Consider the following 23,748-nt stretch of genomic DNA (forward strand, 5'->3'; position numbering starts at 1 on the left):
TCGCGATTCAAGTCGGAGCGGAACAACGTCGCCAGGAGACGATATAGGCAGCCCTTTGCTTCGCGGCAGAGGGCGGCACGGCGACGTTCATCATAACGGCTGGGAATTGATCGATCGTAACGGGGACACGCCCCGCCGAGCCCGACACGACGGCCTCCCCCGTGAGGGGGGAGGCCGGTAGCGCGTGTGGGGTCCAGGCCGTCCGCATCATCACCCTCTTGGGGATCAGGCGGACTTCTTGTTGTTCTTGTCGTCGTCGACTTCGGTGAATTCCGCGTCGACGACGTCGTCCTTGGCCGCATCCTTCTTGGCGTCGGCCTCGGCCTGCTGCTTGTACATGGCCTCACCGAGCTTCATCGAAGCCTGGGCCAGCGTCTGGGTCTTGGCCTTGATCGCCTCGGCATCGTCGCCCTTCAGCGCTTCCTTGAGGTCGCTGACGGCATCCTCGATGGCGCGGCGCTCGGGCTCGGCGACCTTCGAACCGTGCTCGGCCAGGGCCTTCTCGGTGGAGTGCACCAGGCCATCCGCCTCGTTCTTGGCGGTGACGGCCTCGCGGCGCTTCTTGTCCGCCTCGGCGTTGGCCTCGGCGTCCTTGACCATCTTCTCGATGTCGGCTTCCGACAGGCCGCCGGAGGCCTGGATGCGGATCTGCTGCTCCTTGGCCGTGGCCTTGTCCTTGGCCGAGACGTTGACGATGCCGTTGGCGTCGATGTCGAAGGTCACCTCGATCTGCGGCATGCCGCGCGGGGCCGGCGGAATGCCCATCAGGTCGAACTGGCCAAGCATCTTGTTGTCGGCCGCCATTTCACGCTCGCCCTGGAAGACGCGGATGGTGACCGCGTTCTGGTTGTCCTCGGCGGTCGAGAACACCTGGCTCTTCTTGGTCGGGATCGTGGTGTTGCGGTCGATGATGCGGGTGAACACGCCGCCCAGCGTCTCGATGCCCAGCGACAGCGGGGTCACGTCGAGCAGCAGCACGTCCTTGACGTCGCCCTGGAGCACGCCGGCCTGGATCGCGGCACCGATCGCCACGACTTCGTCCGGGTTGACGCCCTTGTGCGGCTCCTTGCCGAACAGCTGCTTCACGACTTCCTGGACCTTCGGCATGCGCGACATGCCGCCGACCAGAACGACTTCGCCGATCTCACCGGCGGTGACGCCGGCGTCCTTCAGCGCCTTGCGGCAGGGCTCGACCGTCTTCTGGACGAGGTCATCGACCAGCGCCTCGAACTTGGCGCGGGTGAGCTTCATCGTCAGATGCTTGGGGCCGGTCTGGTCCGCGGTGATGAAGGGCAGGTTGATCTCGGTCTGCGTCGTCGACGACAGCTCGATCTTGGCCTTTTCAGCGGCTTCCTTCAGGCGCTGCAACGCGAGCTTGTCGTTGCGCAGGTTGATGCCCTGCTCCTTCTGGAACTCGTCGGCCAGATAACCCACGAGGCGCATGTCGAAGTCTTCGCCGCCGAGGAAGGTGTCGCCGTTGGTCGACTTCACCTCGAACACGCCGTCGCCGATTTCGAGAATGGAGATATCGAACGTGCCGCCGCCGAGATCGTACACGGCGATCGTGCCGGTCTTGGTCTTGTCCAGACCATAGGCGAGCGCGGCCGCGGTCGGCTCGTTGATGATGCGCAGCACTTCAAGGCCCGCGATCTTGCCGGCGTCCTTGGTCGCCTGGCGCTGGGCGTCGTTGAAGTAAGCGGGAACGGTGATGACGGCCTGGTCGACCTTCTGGCCGAGATGGGCCTCCGCGGTCTCCTTCATCTTCTGCAGGATGAACGCAGACACCTGCGAGGGCGAGTAGGTCTGGCCGTCGGCCTCGACCCAGGCGTCGCCGTTGGAAGCCTTCACGATCTTGTACGGAACGAGCTTCTTGTCCTTCTCGACCATCGGGTCGTCGTAGCGGCGGCCGATGAGGCGCTTCACTGCGAAGAACGTACGCTCGGGATTGGTAACGGCCTGGCGCTTGGCAGGCTGGCCGACGAGGCGCTCACCGTCGTCCGTCACGGCGACGATCGAAGGCGTCGTGCGCATGCCTTCGGAATTCTCGATGACTTTGGCGTTCTTGCCATCCATCACGGCGACGCACGAATTCGTGGTGCCGAGGTCGATCCCAATGACCTTTCCCATGGTCCTGATATCCTTGTTTTTGCGGCAGGTTGGCTGGGCCCAAGAGGCACCCGCTCCAAACCCCCTAAGATCAAACATCCGCGATATTGCGATGGTTGACGCTCATATAGGAGGGGGGGAGGGGCCCGCAAGGACCGAACGCAAGTTTCGGCCATGAAAACATTGGGTTTTGGAAGATCATATCCGGGCTCAACCGCCCTTGCGGGTGAGGAATTATTAACAGGTTCAGGCGTCAGCCGGCCCCCCGCCACCGTGATCTGCCCCGCCCTGTTACCGGCGGGCCAAACCCGTTAAAAGGCGGGCGGCCGGACCGCCGCCATCAAGGCGGCTTTGCGCGACAAAGCGGCCCAACGGCCGACCATCGAACGGCCTCAATGTGAACCAATCAGAGTGCCCATGAAGCTCATTCGCCCCCTCGCCGCGCTCGCCGTCCTCGTCGCCACAGCGCTTCCGGCCCTTGCGGCGGATGCCGTTTTCCCGCCCGGCTTGCGCCTCGGCATGGTGCCGCTGGTCGGCCTGAGCACGGCCAAGACGTTTCCGGGCTTCGAGAGCGAGGACGGCAACGTCAAGGTGCTGATCACCGAGCTGCCGCCGGCGGCCTATGGGGAGGTCGTGAGCGCCTTCAATTCCAATCCAGCCGGCACCGCCGGCGTCAAGCAGGACAAGCTCGAGACCCCCGCGGGTCTTGCCTATTTCACCACGGAAAGCGGCAAGGCCGGCGAGACCCCGGTGAAACGCTATTCGATGATCGTGCCCGGCGCCGGCTTCTCCGGTTATGTCGCGGTGCAGATTCCGGAGAATGCGGCCAAGATCTACACCGACGAGGCGGTGCGGCAGATGTTTGCGAGCGCCGTCACCCGCAAGCAGGTCTCGGCCGAAGAGCAGATCGGGCTGATGCCGTTCAAGATCACCGATCTCGCCGATTTCAAGGACATCCGCACCCTGGCGCCGGGCTCCAGCATCATCCTGGCCGACGGCAATGAGAGCTCGGGCTATGAATCCAAGCCGTTCATGATCCTCGGCCTGATCGGCGCCACCCCGCAGCAGGCCGACGACCGCGCCCGCTTCGCCCAGGAGGCCGCGCTCCAGATCCCCGGCGTGCGCGAGTCGCGCGTCACCATGTCCGAGCCGATCCGCATCAACGGCCAGCAGGGTTTCGAGACCCGAATCGACGGCGTCAGCGGCAAGGACAAGACGCCCGTGACCGTGGTGCAGTGGATCCGCTTCTCGAGCGGCGGCGCCTCGCTGCGCATCATCGCCAGCGCCCCGCGCGACCAGTGGTCGGCCGCTTTCACCCGCTTCCGCGCCGTGCGCGACGGCATCCAGCCCAAGGGTTAGTCTCAAGGGTTAGTCCAAGGGTTAGCCCAAGCGCTGGACAGAACCGGCTGCATTTTCGGGCTTCTGTTCGTATACGAACGGAACTAGGCTTCCTTCCATTGGATCATCCTGGAGGGAGGCGAACGATGCTTGATCGACGACAAATCCTCGCGGCGCTTGGGACAAGCGCTCTCGTAGCCCTTGCTCCAACCGCGCTCCTTGCGGCCGCATCGATCAAGCCGGACGATGCTTCCGCGCTGCTCGTGATCGACGTGCAAAACTGCTTCCTGCCCGGCGGCAGCCTCGCCGTGAAGGAAGGCGAGCGGGTCGTTCCGGTCATCAACAAGATGGCGAAAGCCTTTGCGAACGTGGTGATGACCCAGGACTGGCACACGCCGGGCCACATTTCGTTTGCGTCGGTGCACTCCGGCAAGAAGCCGTTCGAGACCGTCGATCTCCCTTACGGCAAGCAGGTGCTGTGGCCCGACCATTGCGTGCAGGGCACCGATGGCGCCGCGCTGTCGAAGGATCTTGCGATCCCGCATGCCGAACTCATCATCCGCAAGGGTTTTCACAAGGACGTCGACAGCTACTCGGCCTTCCTGGAAGCCGACGGCAAGACCTCGACGGGCCTCGCCGGTTACCTGAAGGGCCGCAAGATCAAGCGCGTCTTCGTCGCCGGCCTCGCGACAGACTTCTGCGTCGCCTGGACCGCGCTCGACGCGCGCAAGGCGGGCTTCGAGGTCTATGTGGTGGAAGACGCCTGCCGCGGCATCGACACGCAGGGGTCGCTCGCAAAAGCCTGGGCCGACATGGCCAAGGCCGGCGTGAAGCGGATTCAGTCCGCGGATATCGCGGTGAGCGCGTAAGCGGCGCGAAAAGCTGCCAAATCCTCATCCTGAGGAGCGTGCTCCTTAGCACGCGTCTCGAAGGATGAAGGCCGAGCTGCAACAGCCGGGCCTGCATGGTTCGAGACGGCGCTGACGCGCCTCCTCACCATGAGGATCGACCAGTGCGCCGCTCAGTTCACTTCGTTGCTGTTCGCAGCCGGCGCAGCCTTCGTGCCGCCCTTGGCGACACCGACCAGCGCCGGGCGCAGCACGCGCTCGCCGATGGTGTAGCCGGCCTGCATGACCTGCACGACGGTGCCCGCAGGCACCGACGCATCCGGCACCTCGTACATCGCCTGCTGGAAGTTCGGGTCGAACTTCTGGCCCTGCGGATCGAACTTCTTGACGCCGTGCTTTTCCAGCGCGTTGAGCAGCGAGCGCTCGGTGAGCTCGACGCCCTCGATTAGCGAGGTCAGGCCGGGATCGGCCGCGGCACGGGCCTCGGCCGGAACGGCATCGAGCGCACGCTGGAGATTGTCGGCGATGTCGAGCACGTCGCGGGCGAAGCCGGTGATGCCGTAGAGGCGGGCGTCGGCGACCTCCTTGGTGGTGCGCTTGCGCAGATTTTCCATCTCGGCCAGCGTCCGCAGCATGCGGTCGCGCGCTTCGGCGGCTTCCTTCTGCAACAGCTCGACCGAGCCGGGCTCCGGATCGTCGGGCATGATGTAGGGTTTTGACACCACGGGCTCGTCGGTCGGCGGGGTCGTGTCGTCGGGCTGCCGGTCTCGATCGGTCATCGGCTCTCTTCTCGAACTCGTCTCAAGGGATTGTTGGCCCGGATATCGTGCCTAAGCTCACGAAAATCAAGCGCCCGTGATCGGAGGAAACGCCGGTCAGCCCCCCAAGAGGCGGCTGACGATGCGCGCGGCGTAGTCCACGGTCGGGATTACGCGGGCATAATTCAGCCGCGTCGGCCCGATCACGCCCAAAACACCGACGATGTGGCCGGCGGCATCCCGATAGGGCGAGATGATGGTGGAGGAGCCTGACAAGGAAAACAGTTTGTTCTCCGAACCGATAAAGATCCGCACGCCCTCGGCGGTCTCGGCGCGCCCCAGAAGGTCGATCACGCCGCGCTTGGTCTCGAGATCGTCGAACAGCAGGCGAACGCGCTCGAGATCCTCCAGCGCGTGCAGATCCTCGAGCAGATTGGCGTGGCCGCGAACAATCAGCTGGCGGTCCTCGTTCTCGCCGCCGGACCAGCTCGCAATGCCGGCCGAAATCACCTTCTGCGTCAGTTGATCGAGCTCGGCACGGGCTTCGCCGAGCGCGGTTTCGAGCTCGAGCCGCGCCTCGGCCAGCGTGCGGCCGCGAATCCGCGCATTGAGGAAATTACCGGCTTCGGTGAGCGCCGAGGAGGGAACTCCGGGCGGCAGCGACAACACGCGGTTTTCGACCTGACCGTCCTCGCCGACCAGGATCACCAGGGCTTTTTCGGGTTCCAGCCGGACGAATTCGATGTGTTTCAGCCGCGCATTGGATTTCGGGGTCAGCACGACCGCTGCGGCGCGGGTGAGACCGGACAGCCGCGTCAGCGCCTCCGACAGCGCCGCCTCGACCGATTGGGCGTGACCCACCGACGTCAACTGGCTCTGGATCGACTGCCGCTCGGCGTCATTGAGGTCGCCGACCTGCATCAGGGCGTCGACGAAGAAGCGCAGGCCGAGTTCCGTCGGCAAGCGGCCGGCAGAGGTGTGGGGCGCATAGATCAGGCCGAGCTGTTCCAGGTCGGCCATGACGTTGCGGACCGAGGCCGGCGACAGGGGCATCGCGATCAGCCGCGAAATATTGCGCGAGCCGACCGGCTCGCCGGTCGCGAGATAGCTTTCGACAATTTGACGAAAGATGTCGCGGGAGCGCTCGTTGAGCTGGGCGAGGCCTGCGCGCGGCGCGATCAGATGGATCGGATCGTGATGGGCCACGGACGGTAACTCCTCTCAGACGCTTATAATTTGTCCATCCCGGAGGGTTCTGACAAGCGTGGCGTTTGCGGGGTGGAAAACCCGGGGTGAAAAAGCCTTGCCGCCCACCCTCACCCCACCTACAAGCACCGCGAATAGCCCTTTTCCGAAGGTTTTGGAGGATTTCCCATGCGGCCAAGCCGCCGTGCGCCCGACGAATTGCGCCCCGTGACGCTGGAGCGCGGCGTGGTCAAATATGCGGAAGGCTCCTGCCTGGTGAAATTCGGCGACACCCATGTGCTGGTCACCGCCACGCTGGAAGACCGCCTGCCGCCGTGGCTGAAGGGCCAGGGCCGCGGCTGGGTCACCGCCGAATATGGCATGCTGCCCCGCGCGACCTCCGAACGCACCCGCCGCGAGGCCTCCGCCGGCAAGCAAAGCGGCCGCACCGTCGAGATTCAGCGCCTGATCGGCCGCTCGCTTCGCACCATCGTCGATCTCGAAGCGCTCGGTGAGCGCCAGATCACGGTCGATTGCGACGTGCTCCAGGCCGACGGCGGCACGCGCACGGCCTCGATCACCGGCGCCTGGGTCGCGCTCGCCGATTGCATCAACTGGATGAAGGCGCGCAACATGATCAAGGCCAAGGTGCTGCGCGACAACGTCGCCGCGATCTCCTGCGGGATCTACAACGGCACGCCCGTGCTCGACCTCGACTATGCCGAGGATTCGGAAGCCCAGACCGACGCCAATTTCGTCCTGACCGGCGATGGCCGCATCATCGAGGTGCAGGGCACCGCCGAACGCGAACCGTTCACACAGGACGAATTCCTCGCGCTGATGGCGCTGGCCCAGAAGGGTATCGCGCGGCTCGTGGACTTGCAGAAACTGGCTGTCGCGTAGTCAATAGGCCCATGCACCGCCGAATCACCGGAAAGCTCGTCATCGCGACCCACAATCCTGGCAAGCTCGCCGAGATGAAGGAGTTGCTCGCGCCTTGCGGCATCGAGGCGGTGTCGGCCGGCGAGCTCGGCCTGCCCGAGCCCGACGAGACCGGCAACGATTTCCGCAGCAATGCCGCGATCAAGGCGATCGCGGCGGCGCAGGCGACCAAGCTTCCCTCCTTCGCCGACGATTCCGGCATCGTGGTCGACGCGCTCGATGGCGCGCCCGGCATCTACAGCGCGCGCTGGGCCGGACCGTCAAAAGATTTCGCTGCCGCGATGGCGCAGATCGAGCGCCTGTTGCGGGAGCGCGGCGCCACCACGCCTGACAAGCGCACCGCTCATTTCGTTTCCGCGCTTTGCGTCGCCTGGCCCGACGATCATCTCGAAGAGGTCGAGGCGCGCGTCGACGGCAGCTTGGTCTGGCCGCCGCGCGGCACGGCCGGCTTCGGTTATGATCCGATGTTCCTGCCCAATGGCCACGATCGCACGTTCGGCGAGATGACCAGCATCGAGAAGCACGGCCTGCCGCCGCTCGGCCTCGGCCTGTCGCATCGCGCCCGCGCCTTCGTGAAACTGGCGGAGATCTGCCTTGAGCCGCGCTAAGCAAGCTTTCGGCGTCTATGTGCACTGGCCGTTCTGCCTGTCGAAGTGCCCCTATTGCGACTTCAACAGCCACGTCCGCCACGCCGCGATCGACGAGGCGCGCTTCGCTTCAGCTTTCGCGCGTGAAATCGAAACGACCGCACAGCGTGCGCCCGGGCGTGAAGTCACCTCGATCTTCCTCGGCGGCGGCACGCCTTCACTGATGCAGCCCGCGACCGTCGGCGCGGTGCTCGATGCCATCGGCAAGCACTGGCACGTCGCCAGCGATGTCGAGGTCACGCTCGAGGCAAATCCGACCAGCGTCGAAGCCACGCGTTTTGCCGGCTATCGCGCCGCCGGCGTCAACCGCGTCTCGCTCGGCGTGCAGGCCCTCGACGATGCCTCGCTGAAGGCGCTGGGCCGGATGCACAGCGCCCGCGAGGCGCTCGACGCCGTCGCCATCGCGCGCCGCTCATTCGACCGTTATTCGTTCGACCTGATCTACGCCCGCCCGGACCAGACGCCGGCGATGTGGGCCGACGAGCTGCGCCTCGCGATCGATGAAGCGGCCGAGCATCTGTCGCTCTATCAATTGACGATCGAGGAAGGCACGCCGTTCTTCGGCCTGCACCAGGCCGGCAAATTGAAGACGCCGGACGAAGCCGTCGCGCGCGCGCTCTACGACGTCACGCAGGAGACCTGCGACAAGCTCGGCCTGCCCGCTTACGAGATTTCAAATCACGCGCGGCGCGGCGCCGAGTGCCGGCACAATCTGGTGTACTGGCGCGGCGATGAATATGCCGGCATCGGCCCTGGTGCCCATGGCCGCCTCGACATCGACGGGATCAGGCACGCCACCGCCACCGAGAAGCGCCCCGAAGCCTGGCTGATGCGGGTCGAAACCAACGGCCACGGCAACGTCACCGACGATCTCCTCAACAGCGAGGAGCGCGCCGACGAATTTCTGCTGATGGGGCTCCGCCTCGCCGAGGGCATCGACCCCGAGCGCTACAGCGCGCTGTCGGGCCGCCCGCTTGATCCCAAGCGCATCGCGCTGTTGCGCGAGGAAGGCGCGATCATCGTCGATGCGACGGGGCGCCTGCGCGTGACCAGCAGCGGCTTCCCGGTGCTGGACGCCGTGGTCGCGGATCTCGCAGCGTAGCGAGCTGCCGTCGGGTGGGCAAAGCGGAAGCGTGCCCGCCATTTCCATACGATGCATGGAGAGATGGTGGGCACGGCGCGAAGCGCGCCTTTGCCCACCCTACGGCACCGTGGCCCCGAACTACGCCCCAAAACTCTTCGGCGAGCCAGCGACCGCCACACCGCCACCCGTCGTCACCTTCATCACGGCGAGGCCGCGCTCGTTGGTGCCATCGGCGCGGAAGCGGAACAGGCCGTCGATGCCGGCGAAGCCGGAAGGGTTGGTGAGCACATCCGGCGAGAAGCGCGTCGGGCCCTGCGTGCGCGCCAGCGCGGCGACGAGGGCGACCGCGTCATAGGCGAGCGTCGCGGTGCGGATCGGCTCGGCGCCGTATTTGGTGCGGTAGCGGCCGGAGAAGGCGCGGAAGCCGGCCGGGTCCGGCGCGGCGTAGAGACCGCCTTGCAAGTTCGAATTGGCATAGACACGCGGACTGTCCCACAGGCCGGTGCCGAGCAGCTGGATGTTGCGCAAATTCGCGCCCGCGGCCGTCATCGCATCGGCCACCGCGACGACGGCATCGCCGTCATCGGCGATGAACAGCGCATCCGCGCTGCCGAGCTGCTGCGCCACGGTGCGTGCCGGCGTCGCGCGATCGGCGCCGTATTTCTCGAAGGCGACAATGCGGCCGCCGCGCCGCGGCACCGCCGCCTTCACCGCGGCCTCGACGACATTGCCATAGGCATTGTCGGGCACGAGCACGGCGACCGAGCGCTTTCCGATGCTCGCGGAATATTCGACGATGCGGTTGACGTCGGACTCCGGCAGGAAGCTCAGCAGAAAGACGCCGCGGCCGGCGATGCTGGAATCGGTCGAGAACGCGATCACCGAGATGCCGCGCGTACGCGCGACCTGCGCCACCGCCGGCACCGACTGCGCGAACAGCGGGCCCAGGATGATCTCGGCGCCTTCGTCTACCGCCTGCTGCGCGCCCGCCTGCGCGCCTTGCGGGCTGCCGTTGTCGTCCTTGATCAGGAGCTGGATGTTGGGATTCTGGAACTCGGCCAGTGCCATCTCGGCGGCGTTGCGCATCGACTGCGCGGCGAGGCCGGCATTGCCGGCGGCCGAGAGCGGCAGGATCACGGCAACCTTCACCCCGCCGCTGCCGGCGGTGGTGGCCTGTTGCGGCGGTCCGGCCGGCTGAGCCGGGGCCGGGGAGGAGCTGCTGAACGGGTTGGAGAACTGGCTGAGACTCTGCTGCACGCCGGCGCAGGCCGACAGCAAGGGGGCGCCGAGCAACAGGCCGAGTGCGCTCCGCCGGGTCGCCCCCGATAATCGGGAGCCCTGAACGGGAGATTTAGGATCGCGCGGGCCCAGCATCACAACTTCTCTTCTGACCGACCGTCGGCCGGCCGGTCACAACATTCTTTCCACGACACAAGCCGCGGATTCAGGCATATTGTCGGCAAATAGTTAACTAAAACAAAAGGATAATGACCACTTAACGCGGCCACACCTCAAGCCCTGGCTAGCTGTCCACCATCCGTCACCCGCATCAAGGTGGCGTTTCCGCCGCGAATATGGCGCTGACGCTTCATTCCCTCTGCAATGTGATGCCGGATGGATCACATTCCAGTCCTTCCTCACCCCTGACCTGGCGCGATCTTTTTCCGAGGACCGGTTCCCAGCCCCGGGGATCATGCCTAAGTTCGATTCATTATGCGCGTAAAGCCGAGCCCGATAAATACACCTGAAACGACGGATCCCGCCTCACGCGGTTTCTCCATCGACGCCCATCGGCTGACGGCGCCGAAGGCGGCGCCGGGCCTCCATCTGGTCGCGACCCCCATCGGCAATCTCGGCGACATCACGCTGCGCGCGCTTCAGACGCTCGCCGGCGTCGACGTCATCGCCTGCGAGGACACCCGCATCACGCGGCGCCTGACCGAGCGCTACGCGATCACGGCGCAGCTCAAGCAATATCACGAGCACAACGCGGAAGCGGCGCGTCCGAGGATCCTGGAGGCGCTGGGGCAGGGCGGCTCGATCGCGCTGGTGTCGGATGCCGGCACGCCGCTGATCTCTGACCCCGGTTTCAAGCTGGTGCGCGAGGTCTGCGCAGCCGGCCATGCGGTCTACGCGCTGCCCGGCCCGTCCTCGTTGCTGGCCGCGCTGTCGGTCGCCGCATTGCCGACCGACCGCTTCTTCTTCGAGGGCTTTCTGCCGGCGAAATCCGCCGCGCGAAAGTCGCGCCTTGCGGAGCTCGCCCGCATCGATGCGACGCTGGTGATGTTCGACTCCGGCAACCGCGTCCAGGACACGCTCGTCGAGCTTGCCGAGATCATGGGGACGCGCGAAGCCGCGATCTGCCGCGAATTGACGAAACTGCACGAGGAGATTTCGCGCGCGCCGCTGCGGGAGCTGGCACGCGGAGCGGACACGCTGGAGACGCGCGGCGAATTCGTGCTGGTGATTGCGCCGCCTGCGGCGGACGCGGAACTGCTGACGCCGGATGCGCTCGACGGTCTCCTGCGCGAGCAGCTCGCCGCGCACAGCGTCAAGGATGCCGTCGCGCATGCGGTCGCGCTCTCGGGCCGGCCGCGCCGCGAGGTCTATGCCCGCGCGCTCGAGCTTGCAAAGGACCTGAGGGACGGCGATGGCGAAGACTGAGGGCGCGGAACCGAAAGTCGCCTCGCCCGAACGCGTCGCCGCGTTCCGCACCGGCATCTCCGCGGAGAGCCGCGCCGCCGCCTATCTCATGGCCAAAGGCTACCGCATCCTCGCCAAGCGCTACCGCACCCCACATGGCGAGATCGACATCGTGGCGCGCCGCCGCAACCTGATCGCCTTCGTCGAGGTCAAGGCCCGCGCGACGCTGGATGACGCCGCCTTCGCCGTGACCCCGCGCCAGCAGCAACGCATCATCGACGCCGCGCAAGGCTGGCTCGTGGCGCATCCCGAGCATGCCGAATTCGAACTGCGATTCGACGCCATGCTGATTGCGCCGCGCTCACTTCCGCGCCATGTGTTGGCGGCATTCGACGCCTCGACCTGAAAGGCAGACCATGAAACTGAACGTCGCCGTCCAGATGGACCCCATCGCCCGTATCAACATCAAGGGCGATTCCACCTTTGCACTGCTCCTGGAGGCGCAGAAGCGCGGCCACGGCCTGTCCTATTACACGCCCGACAAGCTCTCGATGGTCGGCGAAGAGATCGTCGCGCCGATCCAGCTCCTGACCGTGCGCGACGAGCCCGGCAATCACTTCACGCTGGGCGAGCCCAAGCGCGAAGCGCTCAACGGCTTCGACGTGGTGCTGCTGCGCCAGGATCCGCCGTTCGATCTCGCCTACATCACCTCGACGCATTTCCTGGAGCGCATCCATCCGAAGACGCTGGTCGTCAACAACCCCGCCTCGGTGCGCAACGCGCCGGAGAAACTGTTCGTGATGAACTTTCCGCAGCTGATGCCGCCGACGCTGATCTCGCGCGACCTCGACGAGATCAACGCGTTCCGGGATAAGCACGGCGCCGTCGTCATGAAGCCGCTGCACGGTCATGGCGGCGCGGCGGTGTTCCGCGTGATGCCGCAGGACATGAATTTCGGCTCGCTGTTCGACATGTTCTCGGTGACCTTCAAGGAGCCGTGGGTGATCCAGCAGTTCATCCCCGAGGTGAAGCACGGCGACAAGCGCATCATCCTGGTCAACGGCGAGTTCGCCGGCGCGGTCAACCGCGTGCCGGCCGCCGACGACCTCCGCTCCAACATGGTGCGTGGCGGCGCCGCGCAGGAAACCGAGCTCACGCCACGCGAGCGCGAGATCTGCGCGACCGTCGGCCCGGCGCTGCGCGAGCACGGCCTGCTGTTCGTCGGCATCGACGTCATCAACGGCAACCTCACCGAGATCAACGTGACATCGCCGACGGGCATCCGCGCCATCGCGCGGCTCGGCGGGCCGGATGTCGCGGCGAAGGTCTGGGACGTAATCGAGCAGAAGCGGGCGAAGTAGCGGCGCTCACTCGTAGCCCGGATGGAGCGCAGCGAAATCCGGGATCTCACAACGCGCTGCACGAGCCCGGATTGCGCTTCGCTCCATCCGGGCTACGGACATCAATTGAAACACGAGGAAGTACGCTCCTCACCCTGAGGAGCGACTACCGCGCACGCTTCGCGAAGCGCCCATGACTAAACCACCCATTCACCATGACGCCGCGCGCATCGTTCGAACGAACGTCCCGCTCTGCGTGAATCTACGGGGCCATTGGCCGACCGGATAACGCGACGTTCACCATCTGCCCAGAACGCGCATCGTCACGGGCCATCACACTCGGCCTCGCAACACCCCTTATACTTTTACTCCCTACTCATCGACGCAGGGGAACCCGCCACGTGCGGTTCGAGTGCCCCGCGTAAGAGTAGAAGCGTATGAACACCGCACGCATTGTCGTTCTCGTCATCGCGCTGGGCGCCGGCGGCGTCGCTGCGTATCTGGCGAGCGGCTTTGACAACAAGCCAGCGCCCGCCCTTCCCGTCGCCGAGAAGCTGCCGACGGTCGAGGTGCTGATCGCGAAGAACGACATCCAGCTCGGCCAAGCCGTCAAGCCCGAGGACCTGCAATGGCAGTCCTGGCCGGCGGCGACCGCGAGCAGCGCCTTCATCCGCCGCGACAGCAGGCCCGACGCCCAGACCCAGATCGCAGGCTCGATCGCGCGCGTGCCACTGATGCAGGGCGAGCCGATCCGCGAGCAGAAGCTGGTGAGGGCCGAGGGCTCGGGCTTCATGGCCGCGATCCTGCCCTCCGGCATGCGGGCCGTCTCCACCGAGATTTCAGCCGAGACCGGCGCCGGCGGCTTCATCCTGCCGAACGACCGCGTCGACATCGTCCTGACGCGGCGCCTGAAGAACCCCGATGGCGCCAACGGCGCGACCGGCGGCAACGACCTGATCCTGTCGGAGGTCATCCTGAGCAACATCCGTGTGCTCGCGATCGACCAGGCTCCGAAAGAAAAAGACGGCCAGAACGCCGTGCTCGGCAAGACCGTCACGCTCGAGCTCAAGCCGGACCAGGTCGCGACGCTGTCGGCCTCGCGCCAGGGCGGCACGCTGACGCTCGCGTTGCGAAGCATCGCCGATGCCAACGCGTCGGAGATTTCGATCGAAGACCTGACGGCCAAGCGGCCCGGCGGCGTGAACGTGATCCGCTACGGGGTGCAGGCACGGCAACTGACGTCACAGAAGTGATGATGGGGACACCATGAACTACGGGGATGATCGGACGGGCCTGCGCATTCGGGGGAAGCGCGCGCGCTCGTTCTGGACGGGGGCGGTGCTGATGCTGGGGCTGATCGCAGCCCCCGACGTCGTCAGCGCGGCGGATGCGCCGGTCGGCGACCAGGCGCCGATGCAGGCGCCGGATCTCGGCGTGTCGCCGGTTTCGACCATCGCGCCTGCGCGCACACGCTCGCTGTCGCTCGGCGTCGGCAAGTCCGTCGTCATCGACCTGCCGCGCGAGGTCAAGGACGTGCTGGTGGCCGATCCCAAGATCGCCAATGCAGTAATCCGCTCGTCGCAGCGCGCCTATATCATCGGCGGCCAGGTCGGCCAGACCAACGTCGTGTTCTTCACCGCCGACGGCCAGCAGGTTGCCGCCTACGACATCGCGGTGAAGCGCGATCTCAACGGCATGCGCACGGCGCTGCGCCAGTCGCTGCCGGGCGTGCAGATCGAAGGCGTCGGCGACAGCGTGATGCTGACCGGCTCGGTGTCGAGCCCGATCGAGGCCCAGCAGGCCGGCGACGTTGCCGCAAAACTCGTTGGCGGCGCTGACAAGGTCGTCAACAACATCGTCGTGCGCGGCCGCGACCAGGTGATGCTCAAGGTCGTCGTCGGCGAAGTCCGCCGCGACATCGTCAAGCAGCTGGGCGTCGACCTCAGCGCGAGCCTGAACGCCGGCACTGCGGTCGTGAACTTCAACAATTCCAACCCGTTCTCGGTCAGCGGCGGACCAATCGTCGGCAGCAACGGGCTCGGCGTGGCCGGCCTCGCCAAGGGTGTCGCCACCGTCAGCGCCACGATGCGCGCGATGGAAAGCGCCGGCGTGATGCGCACGCTCGCCGAACCGAGCCTGACCGCGATCTCGGGCGAATCCGCCACCTTCATCGCCGGCGGCGAATTCCCGATCCCTGCAGGCTATTCCTGCGATCCGGTCACCCACGTCTGTACCACCCAGGTCACCTACAAGAAGTTCGGCATCTCGCTGAACTTCACGCCGCTCGTGCTCAGCGAAGGCCGTATCAGCCTGCGCGTGATGACCGAGGTCTCGGAGCTGTCGAACACGAACGCGATCACGCTGACGCAGGCGGTGTCCTCGACCTCGAGCAACTCGATCACCATCCCCTCGGTCCAGACCCGCCGCGCCGAGACCACGCTGGAAATTCCCTCCGGGGGCTCGATGGCGATGGCCGGCCTGATCCAGCAGAAGACCAAGCAGGCGATCAACGGCCTGCCCGGCGTCGACCAGGTGCCGATCATCGGCGCGCTGTTCCGCAGCCAGGACTTCGTCAACAACGAGACCGAGCTGATGGTGATTGTGACGCCCTATGTGGTGCGCGCGGTCGCCCAGAAGGAATTGTCGCGGCCCGACGACGGCTTTGCGCCGGCCTCGGACGCGCAGACGGCGCTGCTCGGCCGCATGAACCGGCTCTACGGCATCGCGCGCAGCGTCGATCCGATCGAAAGCAGCCGCGGCGATTTCGGCTTCATCATCGACTGAGACAGACGGTTTGGGGACCGGGACAAGAAACGGGGCAAGAGGGGACAAAGCGATGACGAAGACGATTGCCGATCGACGTCGCAACCTGCGGATCGCGCTGGCGCTGACGGGGCTTTCCGTCATGCTCGGCGCCTGCAACACCACCGGTGACATCGTCACCCAGACGGTGCCGACCGACTATCGCCAGCGCCACCCGATCGCGGTGCAGGAAGCCAAGAAGTCGATCGTGATCTTCGTCGGCAAGGCGCGCGGGGGCCTCTCCACCGCGCAGCACGCGGACGTCGCGGGCATTGCCAGGGACTGGGTGCGCGAAGGCACCGGTTCAGTGGTCGTCGACGTGCCGAGCGACGCTGCGAATTCACGCGCCGCGGCGGCGACCTATCACGAAATCCGGTCGGTGCTCACATCCGGCGGCGTGCCGTCGCGCGCCATCGTCCAGCATCCCTATCGCCCCGAGGATCCCGGCCTGCTGCCGACCATCCGCCTGAGCTATTCGAAGATCGCCGCGGTCGCCGGCCCCTGCGGGCTGTGGCCGGAAGACGTCGGTCCGAACATCCTCGACCCCGGCTACAACGAGAACCGGCCGTACTTCAATCTGGGCTGCGCCAGCCAGCGCAACCTCGCGGCCATGATCGACAACCCCGCCGACCTCGAGCAGCCGAGGGCGGAGACGCCTGCCTACACCGCACGGCGCGAGATCGCCTTCGAGCGCTACCGCAAGGGCATGGCGACCACGACCATGTATCCCGAGGCCGAAAAGGCCAAACTCAGCGACACCGGCAAATGACAAGTCTTCACGACGACGAAGAAGCGGACGACCCGCGGCACCCCGAGGACCACATTGCGCCGGTTCCTCGCATCTCGGTGCAGGCCTTTTGCGAGACCGAACAGACGCTCGCCGCGATCACCGCGGCCGGGCAGGATCGCCGTCTCGCCAAGGCGCATCTCACCGCCAAGGGCGGCGGCCTTGCCGCGGCCATCGAAGTCTATGACACGATGCCGACGCCGAACGTCATCGTGATCGAATCCGACGGCACACGCGATATCCTCGAGGGCCTCGACGATCTCGCCGGCGTCTGCGATCCCGGCACCCGCGTGGTCGTGATCGGCAACCCTAACGACACCGCGCCCTATCGCGAGCTGGTCCGCCGCGGCGTCAACGACTACGTGGTGGGACCGGTCGAAACCCTCGACGTCGTCCGCTCGATCTGCAGCCTGTTCTCAGCGTCGGAAGCCATCATCACCGGCCGCGTCATCGCGGTGGTCGGCGCCAAGGGCGGCGTCGGTGCGTCCACGGTCGCGCACAACGTGGCCTGGACCATCGCGCGCGACCTCGCGCTCGATTCCGTCGTGATCGATCTTGACCTCGCCTTCGGCACCGCCGGCCTCGACTACAACCAGGACCCGGCGCAGGGCATCGCCAACGCGGTGCTCTCGCAGGACCGGCCGGACACGGCGCTGATGGAGCGCCTGCTTGCCAAATGCACCGAGCGCCTCAGCCTCCTCGCGGCGCCCGCAACGCTCGACCGCGTCTACGATTTCGGCGCCGAAGCTTTTGATGCGATCTTCGACACGCTGCGCATGACCACGCCCTGCATCGTGCTCGACGTTCCCCACCAATGGTCGGGCTGGACGCGCCGTGCGCTCGTCAATGCCGACGACATCGTGATCGTGGCCGAACCCGATCTGGCCAATTTGCGCAACACCAGGAACATGCTGAGCGTGCTCAAGGCGGCACGGCCCAACGACCGGCCGCCGCTGTACTGCATCAACCAGGTCGGCATGCACAAGCGCGCGGAGATCGACGTCAAGGCGTTCGCCAAGACCATGGAGAGCCAGCCGATCGCGGCGATCCCGTTCGACTCGAAACTGTTCTCGACCGCGGCCAATAACGGCCAGATGATCGCAGAGGTCTCCAAGAACCACCGCACCACCCTTCTGTTCCAGAACATGGCGAACCGCCTCGCCGGGCGTGGCGAGGTGAAGAAGCCGAAGCGCTCGCTGCTCGGGCCGCTCCTGAAGAGGCTCAAGGGCAGGGCGGGTCGCGGGTCAGCCCCGCATCGCAAGGTGTCGTAAGGGCGAAAGCGTTTTCGCGCGAAGTGGATACCGGTTCGCGCCAGGACAACACGTAAAAGAAGAATCCGGACGAGGGCGGGCTATTTGTCTGCCCGCTGCTGCTTTTTCGCCAGCAACTGCCGCAGCGCAGTGACCTTTGCCGCGGCCTGATCCGGCGGCAGGTCGGCCTTCACGATGGTCTCGGCCTCGGCCTGCTTTCCCTGCAGTCCCACGACGAGCGCCAGATTGGCGCGCACGCGGGAATCGGCGCGATTGCGCTCATAGGCGCGGCGCAGCGTTTCCTCGGCCCGCGGCAGATTGTTCTGGAGCATGTAGGACAGGCCGAGATTGGACAGAACCTGCGGCTCCTCGGGCACGATCTTCAGCGCTGCCGAATAGTATTGCTGCGCCTCTTCGTTGCGACCGAGCTGATCGAGCGCCGCGCCTTGCGCCGACAGGATGCGCCAGTCGGGATCCTCAGGCGTATGCGCGCGGCTGAGCACATCGAAAGCCTGCTGGAAATTGCCGCTGTCGGCGAGCGCGCGGCCGTAGCCGGCGAGCAGCGCCTTGTTGCTGGGATGGGCGAGCACGGCCTGCTCCATCACCGCAACGGCCTGGGCGCGCTGGCCGGTCTCGCGCAGCGCCATGCCATATTCGAGCGCGACGTTGGGATCGGAAGGCTTGGCGCGATAGCGCTCGCGAAGCGCGTCCATGTCCGGCTTCGGGTCGGCCCTGCCAGCGGTTTCCGACTTGCCACCGAGCGCGCCGGTGATGTCCTCCAGACTCGTGGTCTGGCAGCCGCCGAGGGCAAGCATCACGAGCGCGGAAAGCAGGAATCTCGCCGGCGGAGAGGCAAGGGACGAACGCTTGGGCATACTCTGATCACTCGGCGACTGATCAGCGATGCTTACCGATTAACCCTAAAGTCCAGTTAAGGAACCTGGCCCGTCCGGCTCAATCGGTGAACTCGGCGCCGAATTCGCAGCCGATGCGCCAGCGCAGGCGGCATTGGCGGGAATAATCGGGCGCGAAGATGATGGTGAATTGCGGCGGCACTTCCAGAAACTCCGCCACCACTTTCACGCCCCCATCCGAGATATCCGTGATCGTGCAATCCCTCGGCAGCGAGCCCGCGCCAAAGTGAATCTTGGCGAGCCGAGTGCACACCCGTCGTTCGCTTCTGCGGCGATTTGCAAGCATTTGAATTGTTCACCCGTTAGATCACGGCCCATCCCGCAGCTCTAGGAGTAGCGAACATTCGTTGGGATGTGCTGATGAGAGCCGCTCGCATTCGAGGCGTAGTGTCTGCGTGATGTTTACGACCGGTTAGGGTTTTCCGGGCCCTCGGACTGTTCTCGTATTGTTCTTGCAAGAAAGAAAGATCGGGCTCTGCTACCCCTAATTGTGCGAGAGGGCAGGCTGGTTCGAGCATGGTTCAGCGGGTTTCTACCGTCGCCTTTGAGGGGATAGAGGCCCGCGCGGTCGACGTGCAGGTGCAGGTCGCGCCCGGCCTGCCGGCGTTTGCGATCGTCGGCCTACCCGACAAGGCGGTGTCGGAGGCACGGGAGCGCGTCCGCTCGGCGCTGATTGCCTCGGGGCTGGCGCTGCCGGCGCGGCGGATCATCGTCAATCTGGCGCCTGCCGACCTGCCCAAGGAGGGCAGCCATTACGACCTGCCAATCGCGCTCGGGCTGATGGCTGCGATCGGCGCGATCCCGCCGGATGCGCTGACCGGTTTTACCGTTCTCGGCGAACTCGGTCTCGACGGCTCGATCGCGCCGGTGGCCGGCGTGCTTCCCGCCGCGATCGGCGCCAATTTGCGCGAGGAAGGCTTGATCTGTCCGGCAGCCTGCGGCTCGGAAGCGGCGTGGGCGAGCCCGGACATCCAGATCATCGCGGCGCAATCGCTGATCCAAATCGCCAACCATTTCAAGGGCACGCAGGTGCTGTCGCGGCCCACGCCGCGCGTACACGAGGTCGCCGCCTCCCCGCTCGACCTGCGCGACATCAAGGGTCAGGAGAGCGCCAAGCGCGCGCTGGAGATCGCGGCCGCCGGCGGACATCACCTGCTCATGATCGGCGCGCCCGGTGCCGGCAAGTCGATGCTGGCGGCGCGCCTGCCCTCGATCCTGCCGCCGCTGTCGCCGGGCGAACTGCTCGAAGTCTCCATGATCGCCTCCGTTGCCGGCGAGATCGAGGCGGCGCGCTGACCGCGCGGCGGCCGTTCCGCTCGCCGCATCATTCCGCCAGCATGGCCGCGCTCACCGGCGGCGGCATCCGCGCAAAACCCGGCGAGATCTCGCTTGCGCATCAGGGCGTGCTGTTCCTCGACGAGTTGCCCGAATTCGATCCGCGCGTGCTGGATTCGCTGCGCCAGCCGCTGGAGAACGGCGAGGTCTCCGTCTCCCGCGCCAATCATCGCGTGACTTATCCGGCGCGCTTCATGCTGGTCGCGGCGATGAATCCGTGCCGCTGCGGCCATGCGTTCGAGCCCGGCTATGCCTGCAAGCGCGGCCGCATCGATCGCTGCACCGGCGACTACCAGGCGCGCATCTCCGGTCCGCTGATGGACCGCATCGATTTGCGCATCGAGGTTCCCGCGGTGACCGCAGCCGATCTGATCCTGCCGCCGGCGGCGGAAGGCTCGGTGGAAGTCGCCGCGCGCGTGGCAGCCGCGCGCGACATCCAGCTCGCGCGTTACGCGGATGCGGGCCTGCCGCATGTTCGCACCAATGCCGAGGCGCCGGCCTCGGTGTTGGAGGACGTCGCCAAGCCGGATGCGCAAGGCGCCAAATTACTGCGCGACGCCGCCGAGACCATGCGGCTGTCGGCTCGCGGCTATCACCGCGTGCTGCGGGTGGCGCGCACGCTCGCCGATCTCGACGGCGCCGAGAAGATCGGCCGGCTGCATCTCGCCGAGGCGCTGTCCTACCGCGCACTCGCGGAGGATGTGCGGCAGATGGCCTGATCCTTCCGCGCATCAACCCGGCGGTAACGAGTTTCCTTTACGCTCTGCAAACCATAAGGCCCACGCGTTCCCAGTACGAGTCCACACAGGGCCGGGCGAGTAGAGTGTCATGTTGCGTTTCAAGATCCTGGCCTCGGTTGTTCCCCTGCTGGCGGCCGCGGTGTTCGCCCGCGGCGAGATCGGATCGGTCTCGCATCCCTGCATCGCGCTGGGCGAGACTTCAGTCGAGCTGACATCCCTGTTCTGGACGGCCGGCGTCCATGTCGCCTTCACCGACGATCTGTCGCGGGCCACGGTGCGGGTTCAGATCACCGACGATCCGGACGCGGCGGACTTCGCGGTCGTGGACGACGGTCTCGGCTCCGAAACGGATTCCTGTCAGGCCAATCCGGCGACGCGCCTCGTCACGATTGCCACGGAGCCGGTCGACGGCGGCCCGGTGATTTACCTGTCCACCGACGGGCCAGCCGATTACCGCATCTATGTGCGCTCGAAGACGTTTTCGCAGCGCGAGGCCGCGGCGCTGATCGTCGGCGCCAATGGCGGCCACCGCCCGCTCCCGCTCCAGGCCGCCTCGCTCTGAAGCGTTAACACCTCGTCAACCCTGTTTGGAGGCCGAACCAAAGCCTCAAGCTGTTCGCAAGGTCGGCCAGACATCGTCGCAATTGGCGGCGCGGGGTTTCGAAGCAAGAGTCGGGGTCGATGGCGATGGATCGGACGTTCCGGATCAAGGTGCGCATGCGCCGCTTCAGGCGACAGCATCCCCGCATCGCGTTCGCGATCCGCTCCTTCATGATTTTCTCGGCGACGTTCGGCGGCGCCTATGGCTTCGTCTCCGGCAGCCGCTCCGAGAACTCCGGCTACGATCCCAATACGTTTGCGGTCGGCGCGAGCTTCCTGTTCGCGCTCGCCTGCCTCGGCCTCGCCACGCTCAGCATGCGGCTGCGCTTCGTCAACAAGCGGATGCGTAAGCTGGCCGCCCACAACGAGACGCTGATCGATCGCAATTGGGAACTGAAGGAAGCGGAAGAGCGCGCGCGCAGCCTGTTCGAACAGCAGGGTGACCTGATCGTGCTGCGCGACCACCAAGGCCGCATCACCTTCGCCAACGCCGCCTATTGCGCGCTCGCAGCACAGGCACGCAGCGTGCTGATCGGCACGCGTTTCGATTTCGACATCCTCGAGCAGGGCAACAGCGCCCGCGAAAGCAACGGCACGCGCATTCACGACCGGAGGATCACCACCCCGCACGGCGCGCGCTGGATCGCCTGGCGCGAGGGCTATGTCCGTCTCGATGCCGGCCAGCCCGCCGAATTGCAGAGCGTCGGACGCGACGTCACCGACCGCACCGAGACCGAGCGCGCGCTGTCGGACGCGCGCGACCAGGCCGATGCCGCCAACCGCGCTAAGTCGCGCTTCCTGGCGATGGCCTCGCATGAGATCCGCACGCCGCTCAACGGCATCATCGGCATGGGCGGCCTGTTGCTCGACACCACGCTGACGCCGGAGCAGACGACCTATGCCAGGGCGGTGAAAACCTCCGGCGAGGCGCTGATGGCGCTGATCGAGGAGCTGCTCGACTATTCCAAGATCGAGGCCGGCAAGCTCGATCTCGACCAGCGGCCGTTCGCGCTCTCGACCATGATCGAGGAGATCACCGAGCTGCTCGCGCCGCGCGCGCAGGCAAAGACGCTCGAGATCGCCGCCTATGTCGACGAGCGCCTGCCGCTCGAGGTCGTCGGCGATGCCGCGCGGTTGCGCCAGGTGCTGCTCAACCTCGCCGGCAACGCCATCAAGTTCACCGCGACCGGCGGTGTCGCGCTGATCGTCGAACCCGGCATCTGGCCGAACGAGATCAGTTTTCTGGTGCGCGACACCGGCATCGGCATCGCCCCCGAGGCGCGAACGCGCATCTTCCGCGAGTTCGAGCAGGCCGACGAGCGCGTCGCCCGCACCTATGGCGGCACCGGGCTCGGCCTTGCCATCAGCGAGCGCATCGTCAAGCGCATGGGCGGCCGCATCACCCTGGAGAGCGAGCCGGGCAAGGGCTCGACCTTCGAGGTCGCGATTCCGCTTGCGCCATCGCAATCCGGCGCGGGACAGACGGCGTTCCCAAGCCCTGACCTCACCGGCAAGTCGATCCTCCTGATCGCCGACGGCATCGAGGCCTCGCTGATCGCGCGGCGGCTGGAGCGCTGGGGCGGACAGATCTGCCTCGTCTCGGATGGAGCCGTCGCAGAGGCGCTGCTGCCGGAGCGCTCATGGCATGCGGTGCTGGTCGATCGTGCGATCGGCGCCGCCATCGCCGACCATCTCGGCGAGGTCGCGCGCAAGCATGCGACGCAGCGGCTGGTGCTGCTGACGTCGAGCTCGCGTCACGAGAAATTTTCAGCTTCCTTCACCGGCTTCCTGATCAAGCCGCTGCGCGCGGCTTCGCTCGCGGCGCGTCTCGCGCTGACGCCGGAGGTCGCCTCGCCCGAACTGGCGCCGGAGCCGCCGGCCGCCTCCCCCGCCGGCGTCGTAGCGGCAAAGGGCCTGTCGATCCTCGTCGCCGAAGACAACGAGATCAACGCGCTGCTGATGCGCTCGCTGCTGACCAAGCTCGGCCACCGCGTCGTCATCGCCGTTCATGGCGAGGCGGCGCTGGAATCCTGGCTCGCCGCGTCATCCGCCGGCACGCCCTACGATCTCGTGCTGATGGATATCCAGATGCCGCAACTCGACGGCATCGAGGCGACAAAACGCATCCGCACGCATGAGGCGGCCAAAGGCGGCCACCACACGCCGATCCTCGCGCTCACCGCCAATACGCTGGTGGAGGATCGCTATGCCTGTTTCGAGGCGGGCATGAACGGATTTCTGATCAAGCCGCTCGACCGCGACAAGCTGGACGAGGCGCTGGCCGGGCTGGCGGCGGCGCGGCATCTGATGGTGTAGGAAGGTCTCTCCTCCGTCTTTGCGAGGAGCCCCTGCGACGAAGCAATCCAGAATCCCTCCGCGGAAAGAGTCTGGATTGCTTCGCTGCGCTCGCAATGACGATGTGGCTGCAG

20 protein-coding genes and 1 pseudogene are annotated in these 23,748 nt (G+C 66.2%); 15 read left to right on the forward strand and 6 right to left on the reverse strand.

Translation table 11 applies throughout. The annotated features are described in order from the left end of the window. Window positions 1-225: 225 nt before the first annotated feature. Window positions 226-2,127 carry a molecular chaperone DnaK gene (dnaK, locus tag ABIB99_RS20785; protein WP_028148797.1) on the reverse strand — a complete coding sequence of 634 codons (1,902 nt, stop codon included), beginning with the start codon at window positions 2,125-2,127 and terminating at the stop codon, window positions 226-228. A gap of 396 nt (window positions 2,128-2,523) precedes the next feature. Here dnaK and ABIB99_RS20790 point away from each other — a divergent pair, with 396 nt between their 5' ends. Together ABIB99_RS20790 and pncA are read left to right on the forward strand one after the other, a co-directional pair. Continuing rightward, entirely contained in the window at window positions 2,524-3,465 is a 942-nt protein-coding gene (locus ABIB99_RS20790) for a hypothetical protein (protein ID WP_354177364.1), read from the forward strand. Window positions 3,466-3,590: 125 nt separating this feature from the next. Further along, window positions 3,591-4,313 (forward strand): bifunctional nicotinamidase/pyrazinamidase, encoded by a 723-nt coding sequence (gene pncA, locus ABIB99_RS20795; protein ID WP_354177365.1) that lies wholly within the window; start codon window positions 3,591-3,593, stop codon window positions 4,311-4,313. A 152-nt stretch (window positions 4,314-4,465) separates the two neighbouring features. Here the strand turns inward: pncA and grpE are convergent, their stop codons facing one another. Then, window positions 4,466-5,071, reverse strand: coding sequence for a nucleotide exchange factor GrpE (grpE, locus tag ABIB99_RS20800; RefSeq protein ID WP_063980247.1), 606 nt, complete (start codon window positions 5,069-5,071; stop codon window positions 4,466-4,468). 96 nt (window positions 5,072-5,167) lie between these two features. Then, the gene (gene hrcA, locus ABIB99_RS20805) at window positions 5,168-6,256 is read right to left on the reverse strand and encodes a heat-inducible transcriptional repressor HrcA (RefSeq protein ID WP_063980248.1); all 1,089 of its coding nucleotides are present in this window, start codon (window positions 6,254-6,256) and stop codon (window positions 5,168-5,170) included. 168 nt (window positions 6,257-6,424) lie between these two features. On the opposite strand from hrcA, the gene rph reads away from it, so the two are divergent. Genes rph through hemW form a run of 3 tightly spaced genes read left to right on the forward strand, consistent with a single transcriptional unit; the run spans window position 6,425 to window position 8,926 of the window. After that, the gene (rph, locus tag ABIB99_RS20810) at window positions 6,425-7,138 is read left to right on the forward strand and encodes a ribonuclease PH (protein ID WP_014490830.1); all 714 of its coding nucleotides are present in this window, start codon (window positions 6,425-6,427) and stop codon (window positions 7,136-7,138) included. 11 nt (window positions 7,139-7,149) lie between these two features. After that, window positions 7,150-7,785, forward strand: a complete 636-nt coding sequence (gene rdgB, locus ABIB99_RS20815) for an RdgB/HAM1 family non-canonical purine NTP pyrophosphatase (protein WP_354177367.1) — start codon at window positions 7,150-7,152, stop codon at window positions 7,783-7,785. After that, window positions 7,772-8,926, forward strand: coding sequence for a radical SAM family heme chaperone HemW (gene hemW / locus ABIB99_RS20820; RefSeq protein WP_135213984.1), 1,155 nt, complete (start codon window positions 7,772-7,774; stop codon window positions 8,924-8,926). The genes rdgB and hemW overlap by 14 nt, the downstream gene beginning before the upstream one ends. 120 nt (window positions 8,927-9,046) lie before the next feature. Here hemW and ABIB99_RS20825 read toward each other — a convergent pair whose 3' ends face one another. Beyond that, complete coding sequence (locus ABIB99_RS20825) at window positions 9,047-10,282, reverse strand: penicillin-binding protein activator (protein ID WP_354177370.1); 1,236 nt, start codon at window positions 10,280-10,282, stop codon at window positions 9,047-9,049. Between the two features lie 339 nt (window positions 10,283-10,621). Here ABIB99_RS20825 and rsmI point away from each other — a divergent pair, with 339 nt between their 5' ends. From rsmI to ABIB99_RS20860, 7 genes are all read left to right on the forward strand, one after another. Next, window positions 10,622-11,572, forward strand: a complete 951-nt coding sequence (rsmI, locus tag ABIB99_RS20830; RefSeq protein ID WP_354177372.1) for a 16S rRNA (cytidine(1402)-2'-O)-methyltransferase — start codon at window positions 10,622-10,624, stop codon at window positions 11,570-11,572. Continuing rightward, window positions 11,559-11,957 carry a YraN family protein gene (locus ABIB99_RS20835; RefSeq protein WP_071908793.1) on the forward strand — a complete coding sequence of 133 codons (399 nt, stop codon included), beginning with the start codon at window positions 11,559-11,561 and terminating at the stop codon, window positions 11,955-11,957. The genes rsmI and ABIB99_RS20835 overlap by 14 nt, the downstream gene beginning before the upstream one ends. 10 nt (window positions 11,958-11,967) lie before the next feature. Beyond that, window positions 11,968-12,912, forward strand: coding sequence for a glutathione synthase (gene gshB, locus ABIB99_RS20840; protein WP_354177373.1), 945 nt, complete (start codon window positions 11,968-11,970; stop codon window positions 12,910-12,912). Between the two features lie 416 nt (window positions 12,913-13,328). After that, window positions 13,329-14,144, forward strand: coding sequence for a Flp pilus assembly protein CpaB (cpaB, locus tag ABIB99_RS20845; RefSeq protein WP_063980255.1), 816 nt, complete (start codon window positions 13,329-13,331; stop codon window positions 14,142-14,144). 13 nt (window positions 14,145-14,157) lie between these two features. Beyond that, window positions 14,158-15,675 (forward strand): type II and III secretion system protein family protein, encoded by a 1,518-nt coding sequence (locus tag ABIB99_RS20850; RefSeq protein ID WP_354177374.1) that lies wholly within the window; start codon window positions 14,158-14,160, stop codon window positions 15,673-15,675. 52 nt (window positions 15,676-15,727) lie between these two features. Further along, entirely contained in the window at window positions 15,728-16,462 is a 735-nt protein-coding gene (locus tag ABIB99_RS20855; RefSeq protein ID WP_354177376.1) for a CpaD family pilus assembly protein, read from the forward strand. Continuing rightward, window positions 16,459-17,751, forward strand: coding sequence for a CpaE/TadZ family protein (locus tag ABIB99_RS20860; protein ID WP_354077161.1), 1,293 nt, complete (start codon window positions 16,459-16,461; stop codon window positions 17,749-17,751). Before ABIB99_RS20855 ends, ABIB99_RS20860 begins: the two co-directional genes overlap by 4 nt. Window positions 17,752-17,831: 80 nt before the next feature. Here the strand turns inward: ABIB99_RS20860 and ABIB99_RS20865 are convergent, their stop codons facing one another. Both ABIB99_RS20865 and ABIB99_RS20870 read right to left on the reverse strand, forming a co-directional pair. Further along, complete coding sequence (locus tag ABIB99_RS20865) at window positions 17,832-18,605, reverse strand: tetratricopeptide repeat protein (RefSeq protein WP_085404965.1); 774 nt, start codon at window positions 18,603-18,605, stop codon at window positions 17,832-17,834. 79 nt (window positions 18,606-18,684) lie between these two features. Next, on the reverse strand, window positions 18,685-18,930 hold the full coding sequence (locus ABIB99_RS20870) for a PilZ domain-containing protein (RefSeq protein WP_027534981.1): 246 nt from the start codon (window positions 18,928-18,930) through the stop codon (window positions 18,685-18,687). Between the two features lie 230 nt (window positions 18,931-19,160). Here ABIB99_RS20870 and ABIB99_RS20875 point away from each other — a divergent pair. The 3 genes and pseudogenes from ABIB99_RS20875 to ABIB99_RS20885 all read left to right on the forward strand — a co-directional run bounded on the left by ABIB99_RS20875 (window position 19,161) and on the right by ABIB99_RS20885 (window position 23,635). After that, window positions 19,161-20,698, forward strand: a pseudogene (locus ABIB99_RS20875) (YifB family Mg chelatase-like AAA ATPase). Between the two features lie 109 nt (window positions 20,699-20,807). Next, the gene (locus ABIB99_RS20880) at window positions 20,808-21,281 is read left to right on the forward strand and encodes a hypothetical protein (RefSeq protein WP_085404962.1); all 474 of its coding nucleotides are present in this window, start codon (window positions 20,808-20,810) and stop codon (window positions 21,279-21,281) included. A gap of 119 nt (window positions 21,282-21,400) precedes the next feature. Continuing rightward, the gene (locus ABIB99_RS20885) at window positions 21,401-23,635 is read left to right on the forward strand and encodes an ATP-binding protein (protein ID WP_354177379.1); all 2,235 of its coding nucleotides are present in this window, start codon (window positions 21,401-21,403) and stop codon (window positions 23,633-23,635) included. The last annotated feature ends 113 nt before the right edge of the window (window positions 23,636-23,748 follow it).

The sequence above is a fragment of the Bradyrhizobium sp. LA6.1 genome (genome assembly GCF_040547805.1).
GTDB lineage: Bacteria > Pseudomonadota > Alphaproteobacteria > Rhizobiales > Xanthobacteraceae > Bradyrhizobium > Bradyrhizobium barranii.

Bases quoted from the DNA above. Each gene is read 5' to 3' on its own strand.
- ABIB99_RS20790 (WP_354177364.1), top strand. From the start codon at position 2,524: ATGAAGCTCATTCGCCCCCTCGCCGCGCTCGCCGTCCTCGTCGCCACA.
- dnaK (WP_028148797.1), bottom strand. From the start codon at position 2,127: ATGGGAAAGGTCATTGGGATCGACCTCGGCACCACGAATTCGTGCGTC.
- ABIB99_RS20825 (WP_354177370.1), bottom strand. From the start codon at position 10,282: ATGCTGGGCCCGCGCGATCCTAAATCTCCCGTTCAGGGCTCCCGATTA.
- ABIB99_RS20835 (WP_071908793.1), top strand. From the start codon at position 11,559: ATGGCGAAGACTGAGGGCGCGGAACCGAAAGTCGCCTCGCCCGAACGC.
- ABIB99_RS20880 (WP_085404962.1), top strand. From the start codon at position 20,808: ATGTTGCGTTTCAAGATCCTGGCCTCGGTTGTTCCCCTGCTGGCGGCC.
- cpaB (WP_063980255.1), top strand. From the start codon at position 13,329: ATGAACACCGCACGCATTGTCGTTCTCGTCATCGCGCTGGGCGCCGGC.
- rsmI (WP_354177372.1), top strand. From the start codon at position 10,622: ATGCGCGTAAAGCCGAGCCCGATAAATACACCTGAAACGACGGATCCC.
- rdgB (WP_354177367.1), top strand. From the start codon at position 7,150: ATGCACCGCCGAATCACCGGAAAGCTCGTCATCGCGACCCACAATCCT.
- rph (WP_014490830.1), top strand. From the start codon at position 6,425: ATGCGGCCAAGCCGCCGTGCGCCCGACGAATTGCGCCCCGTGACGCTG.
- ABIB99_RS20850 (WP_354177374.1), top strand. From the start codon at position 14,158: ATGAACTACGGGGATGATCGGACGGGCCTGCGCATTCGGGGGAAGCGC.
- ABIB99_RS20860 (WP_354077161.1), top strand. From the start codon at position 16,459: ATGACAAGTCTTCACGACGACGAAGAAGCGGACGACCCGCGGCACCCC.
- gshB (WP_354177373.1), top strand. From the start codon at position 11,968: ATGAAACTGAACGTCGCCGTCCAGATGGACCCCATCGCCCGTATCAAC.
- ABIB99_RS20855 (WP_354177376.1), top strand. From the start codon at position 15,728: ATGACGAAGACGATTGCCGATCGACGTCGCAACCTGCGGATCGCGCTG.
- ABIB99_RS20865 (WP_085404965.1), bottom strand. From the start codon at position 18,605: ATGCCCAAGCGTTCGTCCCTTGCCTCTCCGCCGGCGAGATTCCTGCTT.
- ABIB99_RS20870 (WP_027534981.1), bottom strand. From the start codon at position 18,930: ATGCTTGCAAATCGCCGCAGAAGCGAACGACGGGTGTGCACTCGGCTC.
- pncA (WP_354177365.1), top strand. From the start codon at position 3,591: ATGCTTGATCGACGACAAATCCTCGCGGCGCTTGGGACAAGCGCTCTC.
- ABIB99_RS20885 (WP_354177379.1), top strand. From the start codon at position 21,401: ATGGCGATGGATCGGACGTTCCGGATCAAGGTGCGCATGCGCCGCTTC.
- grpE (WP_063980247.1), bottom strand. From the start codon at position 5,071: ATGACCGATCGAGACCGGCAGCCCGACGACACGACCCCGCCGACCGAC.